The 18824-nt window shown below is 44.8% G+C and carries 8 protein-coding genes; all 8 read left to right on the top strand.

Annotated elements, in window-relative coordinates; translation table 11 throughout:
* Positions 1-28 precede the first annotated feature (28 nt).
* The 8 genes from J6I44_RS06545 (at position 29) to J6I44_RS06510 (ending at position 18767) form a co-directional block, all read left to right on the top strand.
* Complete coding sequence (locus tag J6I44_RS06545; protein ID WP_265765216.1) at positions 29-1831, top strand: CRTAC1 family protein; 1803 nt, start codon at positions 29-31, stop codon at positions 1829-1831.
* A complete protein-coding gene (locus J6I44_RS06540; protein ID WP_265765215.1) occupies positions 1824-2690 on the top strand; it encodes an RnfABCDGE type electron transport complex subunit D in 867 nt (288 codons plus the stop codon). Before J6I44_RS06545 ends, J6I44_RS06540 begins: the two co-directional genes overlap by 8 nt.
* Positions 2691-2850: 160 nt before the next feature.
* On the top strand, positions 2851-4770 hold the full coding sequence (locus J6I44_RS06535; RefSeq protein ID WP_265765214.1) for a 3-keto-alpha-glucoside-1,2-lyase-like domain-containing protein: 1920 nt from the start codon (positions 2851-2853) through the stop codon (positions 4768-4770).
* Complete coding sequence (locus tag J6I44_RS06530; RefSeq protein ID WP_265765212.1) at positions 4748-6835, top strand: plastocyanin/azurin family copper-binding protein; 2088 nt, start codon at positions 4748-4750, stop codon at positions 6833-6835. The genes J6I44_RS06535 and J6I44_RS06530 overlap by 23 nt, the downstream gene beginning before the upstream one ends.
* Before the next feature lie 75 nt (positions 6836-6910).
* Positions 6911-10267, top strand: a complete 3357-nt coding sequence (locus J6I44_RS06525) for a VCBS repeat-containing protein (protein WP_265765210.1) — start codon at positions 6911-6913, stop codon at positions 10265-10267.
* A gap of 466 nt (positions 10268-10733) precedes the next feature.
* Positions 10734-13604 (top strand): SusC/RagA family TonB-linked outer membrane protein, encoded by a 2871-nt coding sequence (locus J6I44_RS06520; protein ID WP_265765209.1) that lies wholly within the window; start codon positions 10734-10736, stop codon positions 13602-13604.
* A gap of 89 nt (positions 13605-13693) precedes the next feature.
* Positions 13694-15280: a RagB/SusD family nutrient uptake outer membrane protein gene (locus J6I44_RS06515; protein WP_265765208.1), complete on the top strand. Its 1587-nt coding sequence runs from the start codon at positions 13694-13696 to the stop codon at positions 15278-15280.
* 157 nt (positions 15281-15437) lie between these two features.
* The gene (locus tag J6I44_RS06510; RefSeq protein ID WP_265765207.1) at positions 15438-18767 is read left to right on the top strand and encodes a VCBS repeat-containing protein; all 3330 of its coding nucleotides are present in this window, start codon (positions 15438-15440) and stop codon (positions 18765-18767) included.
* Positions 18768-18824: the final 57 nt, after the last annotated feature.

Here is an 18824-nt window from a genome sequence, read left to right as displayed (position 1 = left end):
TGAAGAATATTTGTAAATTTATAGTGGTATGAAAACAAAGAAATCAAAAATAGGGCTCTTCGTCTTTTTTGCGATCTTGTTGGCGACTCCGTATATCATAGCCAATTATGACGTATGGAGTGTGGACAGCAATGCAGCATTTGATCAACAGACAGCGTTAGATCGCCATGGATTTTATATGGAGGATGTGACAGAAGCATGGGGCGTAGATTTTAAGCATCAAGCCCCTAAGCTGGATGCAAAGCTGGAGCATATTATGCCTCAGGTGGCTTCTGTGGGCGCCTCGGTATCGGTTGTCGATTTTAATAATGATGGGCTACAGGATTTTTATGTAACCAACAGTGCCTATGAAACGGATAATGCCTTGTATAAAAATAATGGAGATAACTCTTTCACTGATGTAGCCGACTCCATGGGCGTAGCCTCGTTAAATAATAAGGAAGAGGGCGTTTCCATGAGCGCCGTTTGGGGTGATTACGATAATGATGGCTACGAAGATCTTTTTGTAACCAAGTGGGGTAAGGTAACGCTGTTTCACAATGATCAGGGCGCAACGTTTAGCAGGGTTGAATTGGGAGATGAATTCCCGGAATGGATTAACTCAAACACGGCCGTTTGGTTCGACTATGACCAGGATGGCTTGTTAGACCTTTTCCTCGGAGGGTATTTCCATGAGAGTATTGATCTGTGGAATCTGGAGACCACCGAAATTATGCCGGAAAGTTTTGAATACGCTAAAAACGGGGGACGTAAATTCCTGTTCCACAATTTAGGCAATGGCCAGTTTGAGGAAGTGAGCAACGAACTGGGGCTTGTCAGTAACCGCTGGTCATATGCGGCTTCTTCAACCGACTTGAACGGCTCGGGTTATCCCGATTTGGTGATTGCCAACGATTATGGTGTGGATGAGCTTTTTATTAACAATAAGGGTAAAGAGTTCGTTAATGCCGGTGAGCGTGCAGGTATGGGCTTCGCCCCCAAGAGCGGGATGAATGTTAGCTTTGGTGATGTGATGAATCGGGGAGAGCAAGCTATTTATGTGACCAATATTTCCGAACAGGGCGTACTGATTCAGGGCAATAATTTGTGGGTTCCCAGACGAGGGAAAGATCAAAATATTCATTTCCAAAATTTGGCGGGTAGTCTGGGAATTGAGTTAGGAGGCTGGAGCTATGGAGCACAATTTGGCGATCTTAATTTGGATGGCTACCTGGATTTGTATGTAGCCAACGGTTTTGTCTCGGATGAAGAAGGGACGGATTACTGGTACGACTTTTCGATGGTAGCCGGGGGGAATAAATCTATTATTGCTGACGCAAATAACTGGCCGGCAATGAAGGGTAGAAGTTTATCTGGTTACCAGGAAAATAAAATATGGCTAAATGATGGGGCCGGTAAGTTTCGCGAAGTGGCAGATGCCGTTGGCGGTTCTCTTAATCTGGATAGTCGATCCGTGGCTACTGCAGACCTTAATAACGATGGCAGGCTGGAGGTGTTAGTTGCAACTCAGAAAGGCCCATTAAAAATTTATAGCACTACAACAGCTGAAGATAAAAACTGGATTGCCTTTAACCTTAAAGGCACCACGAGTAATAAAAGTGCTATCGGGGCCTCGGTGCGATTATTCTGGAATAATCACCAGCAAGTACAGTCGGTTCAGTCAGCAAGTGGATTTAGCTCACAGAATCAGCATGCCCTTCATTTTGGTTTAGGTAAGGCTGCTACCGTAGAAAAGGCTGTTGTCGAATGGCCATCGGGACAGGTAGATACGCTTAAAAGCCCTGTTATTAATAAAACACATCTCCTAACAGAAGCAGCTGTTCATGAATAAAGTAAGTTCGATTGCGGGAATGCTGAAAGGGGTCAGGTACAATCCAAAATATACTCCTCCGCTTTTAATAACGGCTATTTTGTTGGCTGCTCACATTTCTTTCGGGATTCTGGAAAGTTATCCCAAGCTGTTGATGGCTATTGGTGCAAGCTTCGTAACTGAACTTTTGCTGCACCGACTTCTTGTAGGAAGCTGGCGCGATTTATCGAGTGCCTATATTTCAGGCATCAGTGTGGGGATTTTGATTCGATCTCCGCAACTTTGGCCTTTTGCCTTGTGTGCAATGATTTCCATTGCCTCCAAATATGTATTGCGCTATAAGGATCAGCACATTTGGAACCCCTCCAATTTCGGGGTGGTGGCCATGTTGTTGCTGGCCCCACAAAGTGTAGCCGTGCTAAGCATCCAGTGGGGTAATAACATGTGGGCGATGCTCATTATCTGGATTATTGGCTCGGTGTCTATTTATCGATTGCGGCGCTTCCATATATGTGCAACCTATGTAATATCCTTTTTTGTTTTTGCTGTGTTCCGAAGCTGGTTTACCGGCACTCCTTATCTGGCGGAGATATCACCCATCACGGGTCCCATGTATCAGCTGTTTACCTTTTTTATGATTACGGATCCCAAGACCACGGTCAAAAGCAAATGGGGACAAATCTTCGTGGTTGTCTGTGTAGCTTTCGTTGAAATGATTTTTCGGATTAATGAGGCCGTTTATGCACCGTTCTATGCATTGTTTATCGTAGGCCCAATAGCTATGTTCATAGAACTTTGGTGGAATGACAGGGGGCAGCAAGAAATGGTTGGTGAGGGACCGGCACGCACCGAACCGACAATGGCCATTGATAATGGATGACCTTCCTACTGCAGGAGAATTAAAATATTTGTGTGCCTAATCAATATGTTTTAAGATATCCGTTATTGATTTATTTTCGGATTATATACCTTAAACGGCTCAAAGAAATTTTCGTTACAGGGATTTAATAAGCAAAGTTTATAAATAAAGAAAAGGTGTTATGCACTTAAACTGGTTGGCTAATATTAATTTACGAAGTATCTCACTTTTATATTTGGGGGTGCTTTTCCTATTCATACAAGGATGCGGTAGCAAACACCAACAGGCGGAAGAGCCCATAGAGCTGTTACCTATGAAAGAAGTGGAACTCACGGACCTCGAAGCCTTCCAGTCGGTAGGTGATAACTGGAGTATGGCCGGGGAAGTTAATAGCAGCCGTACGGCAGAGCATGATTTGAAGGGCGTTGACGGCGTCGGAACAGTTGTTAATAATCCAACCGAAGAGCAGCAGGACCACCTTTTCACACAGTTCGAGCACGGAGATTTGGAGCTTGAGCTTGATTTTTTGATGCCTAAGGGATCCAATTCGGGCATCTACTTGATGGGGCGTTACGAGGTTCAACTGTTCGACAGTTGGGGCGTAGAAGAGCCGGCGTTTAGTGACGTGGGAGGCATTTATCAGCGTTGGGATGAAAGTAAAGCAGATGGTGAAAAAGGATTTGAAGGGAGTGCTCCCCGGCTAAATGCCGGACGTGCACCCGGGTTATGGCAACATCTGAAAATTATATTTAAAGCCCCGGAATTTAATGAGCAGGGAGAAAAAATATCCAATGCAGAATTTAAGGAAGTCTGGTTAAATGGAGCACTTATCCAGGAAAATGTGACGGTTTCGGGTCCTACCCGCGCGGCGGCATTTGAAGACGAACAGGCTGAGGGCCCGCTCATGATACAGGGCGACCACGGACCGGTAGCTGTACGGAATATCAAATATAAGAAGTATGACAAAACAAGCATTGCATTAGAAAGCCTGAACTATGGCTACTATGAAGGCGCTTTTGACCAACTTCCCGATTTTGATACGCTGACCGTTTCAAAGACCGGAACGGCTGATTCCCTGGCTGGTAACATCGTTGAAGAGGCTGCTGATCGCTATGCGTTACGGTACACAGCCACACTTGTTGCGCCAAACAGTGGAACATATCTGTTTAAATTACGCAATGCCGGTACCTCAAAAATACTGATTGATGGCCAACCGGTTATTGAACAGGATAGCGTTCACAGGATGCACCAGCTTTCTTCTGCTACAGTAGAACTGGAAAGCGGTGAGCACGATTTTACTTTGGAGTACATTAACCATCCGAATGAATGGTACCGTGGTCTATCTTTATTTGCTGAGGGCCCCCGCCTTCGATATCAGTCCTTGCACGCCTCATCTTCCGTTCAGAGCGGGGGACGTGAACTTCCTGACTTGATAGTTGAGCCAGAGAGCCATGTTAAAGTTATTCGATCGTTTAAAATGCACCAGGGCAAAAAACGTACACACGTTGTGAATGTAGGAGCACCCAATGGCATGAATTATAGCTATGATATGGGGCAGGCGGCCTTGCTGGATGTCTGGGAAGGGCCTTTTTTGAATGCCAACGAAATGTGGATTGACAGGGGTGAGCCCCAAACCGTTTCATCGGCTGGACCACCTCTTATCCTGAATGGGAAACCATCTATAGCCAAATTGACTGATGGTGCTGTAGCCTGGCCAGACTCCGTTTCATGGGACCAATTGCAAGTAGAGGGATATTCTATTGCCGAGAATGGCTGGCCGGTCTTTGAGTACTCAATGGATGGAGTAACAATTCGGGATCAAATTGAAGGTGTTGACAACAGCCGACGGTTGGTTCGAAAGATAGAATTCACGGCTTCTGATGCCAAAGAGGGATTATGGTACCAGTTAGCCTCTGGGGGAAAAATTATTCAAAATGATAAAGGAGCATATACCATCGATGATCGGGCATATTATCTGAATATCATCAATGGAGCAGGTGCTGAACCTCAAATTATTCAGCATGAAGATACTTATGATCTGCGGCTACCGGTATTGACTGAAGAAAATGAAGCTGTGATTGAATACGAAATTATCTGGTAAAATGAATATGGACATGATTTTGCATAAAAATAGGATCAACTTTTTCAGCTCTGCCATACAGTCCCGGAATAAAAAACAAGGAATACCTAGGCCGGGGATTTTCATCCTGATTATCTTCCTGATCGGAATGAGTCCGCTTGCAACTTTTGGGCAGTCCGACCTTCCATCCGAATCGGATTACTATCAAATTGTGGATGTACCAATACCGGATGATATTATGCTGGAAGTGGGTGGCATGGATCTGATGCCTGATGGAAGGTTAGCGGTCTGTACCCGTCGGGGGGAGGTCTGGATTATCGAGGATCCTTACCAGCAAAATGGGGAACCGGAATATAACTTATTTGCCGAAGGCCTCCATGAACCGTTGGGACTCACCTACAGAGATGGCAGCATCTACGTTACACAACGCACCGAAATAACTCGTCTCACGGATACCAATGGAGACGAAAGGGCCGATGAATATAAGACGATCTGGATACGTCCCGTTTCAGGGAACTATCACGAATATTTTTATGGGCCACTGTTTTTACCCAATGGCGACATGCTTGTCACCGTCAATCTGGGATGGATAGGACACGGCGCGAGTCTTTCCAAATGGGATGGATGGATGCTTCAAATTTCACCCGAAGGAGAAGTAAAACCTTTGGCAACCGGACTGAGATCCCCGGCAGCATTTGCTCTGAACAAAAATGGGGATATCTTTTATGCCGAAAATCAGGGCGACTGGGTCGGATCCGGAAATATTACTCATCTGGAGGAAGGAGACTTTGCCGGAAACCCTGAAGGGCTTCGCTGGTCGGATGTATCCGGGTCCCCGATTTCACTGAAACCGGGGGATGTTCCTGACACGGGCAGCCCCATGCATGAAGTAGCACAAGAACTCCCCGAGCTAAAGACGCCCTCCGTTTGGTTTCCACATGGTGTATTGGGTATATCCACATCGGGAATATTATTAGATACAACCGGCGGTAATTTTGGACCCTTCGAGGATCAACTGTTCGTTGGTGACCAGGGACAAAGTAAAGTGATGCGGGTTTTCCAGGAGAAGGTTAATGGCGAATACCAAGGCGTAGTTTTTCCTTTTCGTGAGGGGTTTGAGTCGGGCATACTACGCTTAAACTGGGGGCTCGATCACTCTATGTTTCTTGGGATGACCAGCCGGGGATGGAGTTCTACCGGGAAAGAACTTTATGGGCTACAGCAGTTGGTTTGGAATGGTGAGACACCTTTTGAAATCAAAGAAATGTACGCTAAACCGGATGGCTTTGAATTGACGTTTACAAAGCCCGTTGACCGGGAGTCTGCTGCTGATCCCTCTTCATACGAAATTACCGGCTTTACCTACCATTACCACTCAACCTACGGCAGCGATATTATTAATCAGGAAGACGCAGAAGTTACCTATGTTCAAGTTGCTGAAGATGGTCTCTCCGCTCGACTGGCAGTTGATAATTTAAGAAAAGGATACGTTCACGAAATTAAGGCCGAGGGGGTTACGGAAGCAGAAACCGGTTATCCCTTGCTCCATGCTGTGGGATATTATACTCTTAAAAATATACCTGAGGGTGAGCAACTTAAGGTGCCTGAGGAACAGATGCAGGAAACAAATGAGGTTGCTGAGGACGATACTTCGCAGGATATAGATTCCCATAAGCATCAGACCACGCAACCGGAAAGCTGGACCAGCGGACCGGATAAAACGATCACTATTAGTGCTACGGATGCTATGACTTTCGACGTGACCGATTTTGAGGTGGAAGCGGGAAGCAAGGTTCGGATTATGCTTAAAAACCCCACAGACCTTTTGCACAACTTGTTGATTGTTGAACCGGGTCAACTTGAGGCCGTGGCACAGAGTGCTCTGAATATGGGGCTCGATGGACCTAAAAGAGACTATGTGCCTCAATCCGATAACGTACTTTTTTATACTTCATTAGTTGATGTCGGAGATTCTCAATCCATCTATTTTACCGCGCCAGAGCAGCCTGATGAGTATCCGTATGTCTGTACTTTTCCCGGACACTGGCAGACCATGCAGGGGGTAATGACAGTAACGGAGAATTAGACAACCGTATTTGTTCGGCAGCAGGACGCATTTAACAGGCCATGGTAAGGGGAAATACAGATTGGGTTTTAATCTATGAATAAAACTTGGTTTTCTAATTATTATCGATGCGTGCATTCCGGCTGGCCACTTATAGTTTTGCTCTTTTTAGTAGGCTGTTCAGGCGATGAGTCAACCCCTCTGTTTGAAACTGTTCCGGCAGATCAGACAAAAATACATTTTAGCAACGATCTGCAGCCGACCCCCGATTTTAATATGCTTAACTACCTCTACTTTTATGATGGGGGAGGAGTATCTATTGGAGATATAAATAATGACGGACTCTCTGACATCTACTTTACGGGGAATATGAAGCCCAATAAGCTTTATATAAACCAAGGGAATTTTGAATTTAGAGACATTACGGGGCAGGCGGGGGTAGCAGGAGCAGGAGACTGGACTTCAGGAACAACCATGGCTGATGTAAATGGGGACGGTTTGCTGGACATCTATGTCTGTAATATCAACTACCTGTCCCAGCAAGGTCGGAATGAGTTGTTTATCAATAATGGCGATGGTACATTTACGGAAAAGGCGAAACAATATGGGCTGGATTTTCAAGGCTATGCAAAACAGGCAGCCTTTTTCGATTATGATAACGACGGAGATCTGGATGTGTACCTGCTGAATCATGCCGTGCATTCTAACAGGTCGTATGGCGATGTGGACCAGCGAAAAATTAACGATCCTCGTGCTGGAGATCGGCTATATCGCAATGAGGGCGAGAGGTTTACCAATGTGACAGCTGAAGCCGGTATTTATAACAGTATAACGGGTTATGGCTTAGCCGTCGCCACCAGCGATTTAAACAACGATGGCTGTACGGATATTTATATATCAAATGATTTCCATGAAAATGACTATCTGTACCGCAATAACTGTGATGGCACATTTACAGAAGTGTTAGAAAAATCAATGGGGCATACCAGCCGGGCTTCTATGGGGAATGATGCGGCTGATTTTAATAACGATGGCTGGATTGACCTCTTTGTGGCCGATATGTTGCCGCATACTGAGAAGGGACGCAAAACGGCTATCAGTTCAGAAACGTACAAAGTATATACCATCCAACGGCAATTTGGATACCATCCACAGCTGGTACAAAATACGCTTCAAATCAATAGGGGAACGGATAGCACCGGTCAGCTTACATTTTCTGAAATTGCTCAATACGCTGGCGTTAACGCTACAGACTGGAGCTGGGCAACACTGTTCCTTGATATGAATAATGACGGCTTTAAGGATCTGTATGTAACGAATGGTATCTATCGTAGGCCTAATAACTTGGATTATCTGCTTTATATACGAAGAGATTCAACACAACAGGGCTTGGGCAGGCAAAGTACAGCAAGTGATTTATCCGCTCTTCAAAAAATGCCCCACACCAAGGTGCCTAACGCGGGCTTTATCAATAACGGAGACTACACCTTTTCTTATAAAAGTGATGACCTCGGAATGGGCAGTCCTACCTATTCAAACGGTGCAGCCTATGGTGATTTGGATAATGACGGTGATTTAGATCTGGTCACCAACAACGTAAATGGCAAAGCCACCATCCAGCGCAACTTGACGAGAGAAGGTGACGAAGGCAATTATATCCAGATTAGTTTACAGGGAGACTCCTTAAATACGCATGCTATTGGCAGCAAAATTATGATCTATGACAGCAGCACCGTGCAGAAGTACGAGTTGTTTACCACCCGCGGCTTTCTGTCGTCTGTAGAACCCAGAATCACTGCTGGGGTAGGGCAAAGTAAAAATATTGATTCTTTGCAGGTAATGTGGCCGGATGGAAGTAAGCAAATACGGTATAATATAACGGCCAATCAGCATCTTAACATAGACCAAGGGGAGGGTGGTGTTATAAGCAAGGGATCTTCAGATAAGGCCATGAGAAAAATTTTCAAGGATATTACCCAGCAGGTGGGATTAGACTATGTCCACAGAGAAGATTCGTATATTGATTTCAATCGCCAACCGCTGACGCCCTTCATGCTTTCTACTCAAGGCCCTGCACTGGCTTCTGGTGATGTCAATAACGATGGATTGGACGATTTTTTTATTGGCGGGGCCAAACGACAGCCGGGAGAGATATTTTTGCAACAAAACGGAGGTCAATTCCGCTCTATGAAGTTTTCGGGTTTTGAGAGTGATGCCATGTTTGAAGATGTGGGGGCTACCTTCTTTGATGCCAATGGCGACGGCTGGCTGGATTTATATGTGGTTAGTGGAGGAAACGAGTTTTCCTACCAATCCGAAGGGTTGCAAGATCGGCTGTATATGAATGACGGGGCTGGCCGGTTAGTGCGAGTTGATGATGCTTTACCTGGCGTGTACGAAAATGGATCTGTAGTTGCTCCTGCGGATTATGATGGTGATGGCGACGTCGATCTTTTTGTGGGCAGTAGGTCGGTGCCTCAGAATTATGGATTATCACCAGATAGCCATTTATTGGAGAATCAGGGAAATGGAATGTTCAAGGAGGTAACCGATCAAGTAGCACCAGCGTTGCGTAAGCTCGGTATGGTGACGGATGCCGCATGGAATGATATGGACGGCAACGGAAAGCCTGATTTGATAATTTCAGGTGAATGGATGCCCATTACCATTTTTTATAATGAGGGAGAGAAACTGCAGCCTGTTGATGCAGGCAATCTGGCCCAAACAGAAGGATGGTGGCAAAGTATAGCTACAGGTGACTTTGATGGTGATGGAGACAGCGATATTATGGCGGGCAATATGGGGACCAATGGATTCCTGAAAGCATCCCGGGAAGAGCCTATCGTGATGTATCTGAAAGATTTTAATGAAGACGGGCAGACAGACCCTATAGTTGGATACACCCGTGAGGGTAAAGAATATCCGGTAGCCCCACGAGATGAGCTGTTAACACCGTTTAAGTTTTTGAGGCCAAAGTTTAGCAGTTATGAAGATTATGCAGGTCAAACTATCCAGCAGATTTTGGGCTCTACTTTAAATGAGGGAAGTCTGCAAAAAAAGAAAGTAACGATGTTACAATCAGTATTCATCGAGACATTGAAGGATGGAACATTTGCAATACACCCTCTGCCGGTTAAAGCTCAATGGGCTCCCATATTTACATTTTTATCAGATGACATTAACAGCGACGGCCGGCCTGACCTGTTAACAGCAGGAAATTTTCATGATGTAAAACCCTCGCTGGGTGGACGTTACGATGCCGGTTATGGGCTTTATTTAAAAGGAAAAAAGGGTGGTTTTGAGTCCGTTAATATTCTTGATAGTGGGTTCAAAATCGAAGGGCAAACCAAAGCTATTCATGCTCTAAAGACAGGGGCAGGAATGGGTAAAGATCAAATGATAATTGTAGCACGTAATAATTTGCCGGTTCTCTTTTTTACAATAAGTGAATAAGGTTATTTGGGTATATTGCAGCGGAGAAGCGAATTCACCTTAATTTCTTCCACCTCCAAAACTGGGCTATTTCCCTTAATGTCTATATTGTAGAAACAGCAACTTTTGCAGGAGCTTTTCTTACACAGGTAATATTTTTTGCATTTATTGAAAAAAAATTTGCAATTAACCTTTACAATTGAAAATTTAGCAGAAGCTAATAAGTACGAGAATGTTTCAATAAGCTATTTCCGTATTTACAGCCGGGTCTGATTATTGGGCATTTCTCGAAAATATAAATTAAAATTAAAGGGGACATATGGTAGGGAAAAAGTTACTACTTTATACTTCTATATCCGATTTATTTAGAAGGTCGATAAAAAGGGCAGGTATCTGCACTTCTTTATCTGTTAAAATTCTTGTATTAGGTGCCACTCTGTTTTTTTGCTCAAATGCTACAGCACTTGCGCAATTTCAGGTTTCAGGAATGGTGACAGATGCAAATGACGGTCAGCCTTTGTCGGGTGTGAATATTATTGTAAAAGGCACAACAACAGGTACCTCAACAGGTGTAGATGGAAGCTATGAGTTGGCCGCTCCTTCTGCAGAAGATACATTGGTGGTTTCATTTATTGGGTATGTGCAGCAAGAAATTCCTATAAATGGTCGCAATGCCATTGACATTTCACTCCAATCTGATATTGAGCAACTCGAAGATGTTGTGGTCGTTGGATACGGCACCCAAGAGCGGCAACAGGTTACGGGTTCTATATCCAGTGTAGATTCCGATGAATTTATTTCCGGGGATGTAAGTAATCCAACGGAATTGATTCAAGGGAAAGTACCGGGCTTAATCGTATCCAGGGCGGGAGGTAATCCCAATGCATCTCCCACATTGCGCCTCAGGGGGATATCGAGCTTTGGAAATAACGAGCCTCTGGTAGTGGTCGATGGTATTATCGGTGCCAGCATGGATAATATTGATCCCAATGATATCGAATCCATTGATGTTTTAAAGGATGCTTCCGCGGCTGCCATTTACGGAACGCGCGGTGGTAGTGGTGTGATTGCAATTACTACTAAAAAAGGGCAGGCGGGCCAAACGAATGTCAGCTATAAAGGCTCTATTTCTATGACCGGGGTCGAAAATACGCTGGACGTGCTTTCTGCTGATCAGTTTAGGCAGCTGGGCGAAGATACGGGCGTTGAAATTTCGGATTTTGGAGCTAATACTGATTGGTTCGATGAGATTACTCAAAACAGTTATACCCAAATCCATAACCTGTCGGTTTCCGGAGGAACAGAATCAACTACCTATCGCGTTTCGGGGAACTTCAGGGACAATCAGGGATTGCTCAGAACAACCGGTTTTCAGCAGCGCAGTGGCCGATTAAACTTTAAGCATTATGCCTTAGACGATAAGCTGGCCCTGACGTTTGATTTAAGCGCAACCAGTCGAAATCAGGAAGATGGTTTTAATAATGCCTTTCAGTATGCGGTAACGTTTAACCCCACGGCACCGGTAAAAGCAGAGGGTTTTGAAAATACGGGCGGGTATAGAGAAATTGATGCCTTTGATGTATATAACCCGGTAGCTATTTTAGAAACAGCCGAAAATATACGCGAAATGCGTAATATAAATGCAGCTGTGAAAGCTGATTACAGTTTTGATGATTTACTACCTGGACTCACTGCTTCTGCATTTTATTCATTACAGACCTATGATGGTTCTCAGAATGTATTTTATGCCCGCACCAATAAGATAACCGGTGGGGCAACGACGTCTGCCCTTGGGCGTGGACTTGCAGAACGGAGGGCCAACAAAAGTAATACGGAACAGTTCGATCTGACGTTAAACTATACGGCTGAAGCACTGGAGGATCTCAGTATTGAGGCGCTGGCTGGGTATTCCCATATTTCGTCAGAGTTCGAAGAGACTTTTGTTGGAGGAGGCGACTTTATCTCCGATGCGGTTGAGTTCCATAATCTTAATTTTGCACAAGATTTTGATAACGGTCTCGGAGATATCAACAGCTTTAAAAATGACAATCGTCTTATTGCTGGTTTCGGTAGAATTAACCTGAACTGGGATGATACCTATTTCCTAAACGGGACAGTGCGCCGCGAAGGATCTACTCGATTTGGGGTCAACAATAAATGGGGAACATTCTGGTCGTCAGGTGCCGGAATTGAACTCACCAATCTTGTAGAAGTTGATTTCTTGGATCGAATGCGGTTAAGAGGTAGTTATGGCGTTACGGGACAAGATGCACCTTTTGACGGTATCTCAAAATTACGGTTCGGACCTACCGGAAACTTCTTTGTAGGCGGAGACTTTGTACAAAGCTTTGGTCCGGTGAGTAATCCCAATCCCGACCTTAAATGGGAGGAGACCAAAGAGTATAATATTGGTGTAGATTTTGCCTTGTTAGATGAACGATTGACAGGTACTGTAGAATATTATCAGAAGAATACCGAGGACCTTATTTTTGAAATTGAAGTTCCGGTCCCTCCAAACTTGTATCCCACTTCTTGGTTGAATATTGGAGAAATCCAGAGTAAAGGAGTAGATGTAAGCCTGGGTTACGACGTAATTCGTGGCTCTGATGCCTTATGGAATACCGGATTTACTTTCTCTACCTCAGATATCTTGTTGAAACAGTTTGAGTCAGACGTACCACGGTATCTTGCAAACGTGGGTTCGCCCGGACAGAATAACACACAGATGATTCGGGTTCGGGAAGGTGAGCCGCTCGGACAGATTTGGGGGCCGAAATTTGCAGAGATTGGCGAAGACGGTGTTTGGAGATTCTTAAGCTCTGAAGGAGAACTGATTGAAAGTAGTGAAGTATCTCGCGAAGATGAAGCCGTCATTGGAAATGGAATTCCGGATTTTACGCTGGCATGGACCAACTCAGTGAATTATAAAAACTGGGATTTAAGTGTTTTCTTCCGTGGAGTGTATGGGCATGACCTGGTGAACAGTGTCCGGGTCTTTTTCGAAAATCCTACCAACATCAGCACTTATAATGTGACTACCAGTGCGTTGGACTTAACGGAATTGGAATCGGATCCCGCCTATTCGAGCTTTCATGTTGAAGATGCATCCTACCTGCGATTCGAGAACTTATCTGTGGGCTACAATGTGCCCATGCCAGAAGAAAGCCTTGTCAATAGGTTAAGACTTTCGGTTTCAGGAAGAAACCTGTTTACGCTTACTGGCTATGATGGTATTGACCCTTCCGTGCGATGGGAGGACACGGCCGATGGTAATAATCCTTTATCTATCGGTATTGAGCGAAGAGATCAGTGGTACACCGCTCGCTCCTTTACGTTCGCCGTAAACATCGATTTTTAAAAAATCCGGGTAAGACTATTATGGATAGACTAATGAATAAAAGTATAAATAGAGTTTTCAAAGTAGGTTTGTTGATGTCATGTATGTTAATGGCTTCTTGTACAGATCTGACTGAGAATGTGAATAACGAAGTAACAGCTGATAACTTTTTTCGGACCGATGAAGAGTTTATCTCAGCATTGGGCGATGCCTATAATCCCCTTACAAGTTATGGCGGTAATACGGCGGTAACCGTGCTCAATGAAGTTACGAGTGATGAAATTGTCGTAGCCCAAAAGGGGGCCGACTGGGAAGATGGTGGGGTATGGATTCGTCTTCACAGGCATACCTTTACACCTTCCGATGACGTGATTAATAACACGTGGAATGATTTCTTTAGCGGGGTAGCTAATGCTAACCGGTTAATCTTCCAGTTTCAATCCGTTGTAGAGTCGGGTGATGTTAGCCAAGAGGATGCCAGTGCTTTTATAGCCGAACTTAGAGCACTGAGGGCTTTTTATTACTATTTATTGTTGGATAACTTTGGCAACGTGCCTATCGTTACCGACTTTGAACAGGATCCTTCGGAAACGGCCCAGCCCAGTACCGATTTCCAGGATGGCCGACAGGCTGTATTCGAATTTGTGGAATCGGAGTTACTGGAGGTATTAGACTTAGTTGATACAGATGTCGGTGGAACTATCGGACGTGTCAATAAGTGGGTTGTTCACATGACGCTGGCAAAGCTGTATTTAAATGCTGAAGTCTACACGGGTACTTCCCGTTGGGATGATGTAGTTACGCATACCAATGCCATCATCGATTCGGGGAACTTTAACCTGATGGCCAATTATGCCGATAACTTCACGGTCGATAATACCGGCTCTCCGGAGCATATTTTCACGATTCCTTTTGATGAAGTGTTTCTTGAAGGTTTCAATCTCCATGTAATGACTAATCATATTTTGAGTCAGCCCGCGTTTGATTTTGGCTCACAGCCCTGGAACGGTTTTCAAACCATGACCGACTTTTATGGATCCTATATTGATCCTGCACAGAATCCTGGTCCCCAGGGAGATGTCGTTGGGCTTGATCCACAGGGATCTACGGTAACCGGAACGGTTGACGATCGTCTGGATAACTTCTTGGTTGGACCATTACTTGATCTTGAAGGCAACCAGATTGAAGATGATGGGGTACTCTCAAGCGATCCCAATGGACCGCCTATTACACACACGCCGTATATCAACGAGTTAGAGCCTGACAGTTGGCGCCAAGCTGGGGCCCGTATAGCCAAGTATGAGATGGAAATAGGTTTGTCTGGTAGTAATATGAATAATGATATGGTCGTCTATCGCTATGCCGATGTGCTCCTGATGAAAGCAGAAGCATTATGGCGAATGAATCCCAATGATCCGGAAGCACTTATGCTCGTCAATCAGATACGAGAACGGGCAAATGTGGATCCATTTACTTCTCTGGATGCGGATAAGCTGCTTGGCGAACGGGGACGAGAGCTTTTTTGGGAAATCGTGCGCCGGCAAGACCTCATACGTTTTGAGGGCGAAACCCAACAGACACGGTTTAATGAAGCTTGGTGGGAGAAGAATACTTCAGATCCTAATCGAAATGTGTTCCCCATACCACAAAACCAGTTAGAGGCGAATCCTAATCTGGAGCAGAATCCCGGATATTAATTAGTGGATAAACTTGTATCTTACAGAAGCATCTCAATTTACTTTGGGATGCTTCTTTTTTAATGGCATTCATTTCTCTTTCATAAAGGTTTAATCTAACAGCTGGATGATGCATCGGTCATCTATATTTTTATATATAGCTACACTTCTCTGTGTTGTGCAGTGTTCCAAAGACCAGCCTAATGATTCGGAACTCTTTAAGCGCTACTCTTCCTCCGAGACAGGCATTGACTTTCAAAATAATTTAACGCCAACAGAAGAGTTGAATATGTACACCTTCCGTAACTTTTATAATGGTGGCGGGGTAGGAGCCGGAGATATAAATGGCGATGGACTGCCAGACCTTTTTTTTACAGGCAACATGGTGCCAAACAGGCTTTATCTGAACAAAGGAAACTTTAAGTTCGAGGACATCTCGGAAACGGCAGGCATAAAGTCGGAGGGCGTATGGACCACCGGCGTTAGCTTTGTCGATATCAACAGCGATGACCTGTTGGATATTTATGTTACCAAATCAGGTCCGCCGAGTGGAGATAATCGCCATAATGAGTTGTTTATTAACAACGGCGATCTGACTTTTACCGAAAAAGCCGAAGAGTATGGTTTGGCAGAAGTAGGCCTGTCTACGCATGCGGTCTTTTTTGATTATGACCGGGATGGAGACCTGGATATGTATCTGTTGAATAATTCATTTGATGTACTAGGCGACTACGAGAATATTACCGGGAAGGCGCGGCATGTCCCAGATCCGGATGGAGGGAGTAAATTATTTAGTAACCGAAATGGCCATTTTGAGGATGTATCCGAGGAGGCGGGTATTTTTAGCAGTGCCATTGGCTTTGGGCTCAGTGCGTCGATAAGCGATCTTAACAGGGATGGCTGGCCGGATATTTATGTCGCCAATGATTTTTTTGAGCGAGACTACCTGTATATCAATAATCAGGACAGCACTTTTGATGAGGTATTGCCCGAACAGATGCAAAGCATTAGCGCCAGTTCTATGGGAACGGATATTGCTGATTTGACAGGTGATGGTTGGCCCGAAATTTTTGTCGCTGATATGCTTCCCTTTACGGAACGCCGGAAGAAATCTAAAATGACATTCCAAACGTTTGACGAGTATAAAGAAGGAGAAGAGAGGGGGTTCCACCGTCAAGTGACTCGTAATACCTTGCAGTTGAGCAATAGGGACGGGACCTTCTCAGAAGTCTCTCGTATGGCTGATGTGGATGCGACCGACTGGAGTTGGGCTACGTTGCTGGCCGACTTTGATCATAATGGGCATAACGATATCTATGTTACCAACGGCATTTTTAAAGATCTCCTGGATCAGGATTATCTGGAATACGCTTCTAACCCCCGGCGAATTAAAAATTTGATTGAATCCTCTCCGGGGCAAGCCATCATGAAATTGTTGGAAGAAATTCCATCTGAACCAATAGAAAATAAAGTGTTTGCTGGTTTGGGAGAACTCTCATTTGAAGATAAAAGTGACGCATGGGGGGTAGACACGCCCGGTTTTTCAAGTGGTGCCGCCTGGGCAGACCTGGACAATGACGGCGCCTTGGATCTTATTGTCAATGAAGTGAATGGTCCAGTTTTGGTTTATCGGAACCGGGTACGGGAAGAATACCCTAATCGTAATTTTCTTACCGTTAAGTTGATTGGAGATAAACCCAACACCCAGGGCATAGGCACCCAACTGGATATATGGAGTGGAGAACAACACTGGTATCGCGAGCAAATGCTGCAGCGGGGATTCCAGTCGAGTGTAGCCCCAGAACTTCATGCAGGGCTGGATACCGCTACGCATATCGATTCACTGCAGCTTCAATGGCCGGATGGTCGGGTGAGCTTTCGTAAAAATGTTGATGCATCTGTACAGCTGGTATTCAAACAGTCAGAAGCAACGGTCGTTGAAACAAAATCAGCAGACGTTTCTAAGCTTCATTTATCCGAAGGATCCACCGGCAAAAAGGTGCCTTGGTTAGCACCATTATCCAAGCCGTTATCTCCGGGCTGGTCTCATCGGGAAAATTCTTACAACGACTTTGAACGAGAACAACTTTTGGCTCATATGCGATCGACTGAAGGCCCGGCTCTCTGTAGCGGGGATGTTAACGGAGATAAAAACGAAGATTTTTATATAGGCGGGGCAAAAGGACAAGCCGGTCGTCTTTTTCTTCATACTGAGGATGGAAAATTTACAAGCGTAGGGCTAAGTACATTCGAAGAGGATGCAGGCTCCGAAGATACCGACTGCGCTTTTTTCGATGCCAATGGCGACGGATTTCTGGATTTATACGTTACCAGCGGAGGCAATTCCTTTTCGGCCGGGTCATCAGCGTTACTGGATCGTCTGTACTTAGGAAATGGGCAAGGAGGGTTTCAGCAAGCAGAACAATTGCTACCCAGCAAACAAAACTACGTAAGTAGCTCAACAGTAGCGGTAAATGACGTCAATAGCGACGGACATCCCGACCTATTTGTCGGAGAACGCCTTAAGCTTTTTGCGGTGGGGTTACCGGCCAAAGGATTTATGCTAATCAATGACGGATCCGGAAACTTGCGGGAACAGAACAAGCAGTGGGCACCTTCATTTGATGAGTTGGGCATGATAACCGACGCTGTTTGGACCGATTGGGATCAGGATGGGCGTAATGACTTAGTGGTAGTGGGAGAATTTATGTCACCGCGTATATTTCGCAACACCTCTTCTGGTCTGAAAGAAATTACGGAGGGTACTGGAATTTCAGGATTGAAGGGGTGGTGGAACGCTGTCCATGCGAATGATTTGAATGGTGATGGCAGGCCTGACCTTGTGGTAGGTAATCATGGTCTTAACTCTCAGTTTAAAGCTGATACGAAATCCCCTGTTCGGTTAAGAGTCGGAGATTTCGAAAAAAATGGGCAAATAAATCAACTACTGAGTATATCTGAAAATGGGAGCGAATACCCTTTCGTATTGCGCAATGAACTGGTCACATCTGTACCTTCAATGAAGTCAAAATATCCGGACTACAAGAGCTTTGCCGGCCAAAATATTGAGGATATTTTAACTGAAGAACAACGTGCCTCTGCTCACAAAGAAGAAGCCACAGAGCTTGCCAGTGTAGTACTTTGGAATAGATCCGAAGGGGCAGAGGTAGAACAGCTTCCGCTTGATGCGCAGTTGTCCCCGATATATGGAATTTGGAGTGAAGATATTAGCGGTGATAGTTTTCCGGAACTATTATTAGGCGGAAACCTTGGAGCTGTTAAGCCGTTAGCTGGCCCCTATTTAAGCAGTTATGGAGTGGTACTGAGTTATCGGGATAATGAATTTATGAAGATCGACTCTTACCTAAGCGGCCTGAAAATAAAAGGTGAGATCCGGAATATTGAGCCTATAAAAAGCAGAAGCGGAAACGGTTATATCGTTATTGCCCGAAACAATGATTCTCCCGTTATTTTACAAGTTCAGCATACCGTTAGTAACGAAAATTAAGAATTTGGTAACAGGTCAATAGGTGGAAAATGATGATAAAAAGGTTATTTCCTTTGT

Source organism: Fodinibius salsisoli, assembly GCF_026229185.1.
Taxonomy (GTDB): Bacteria; Bacteroidota; Rhodothermia; order Balneolales; family Balneolaceae; genus Fodinibius; species Fodinibius salsisoli.
This window is presented reverse-complemented; position numbering and strand designations above follow the sequence as displayed.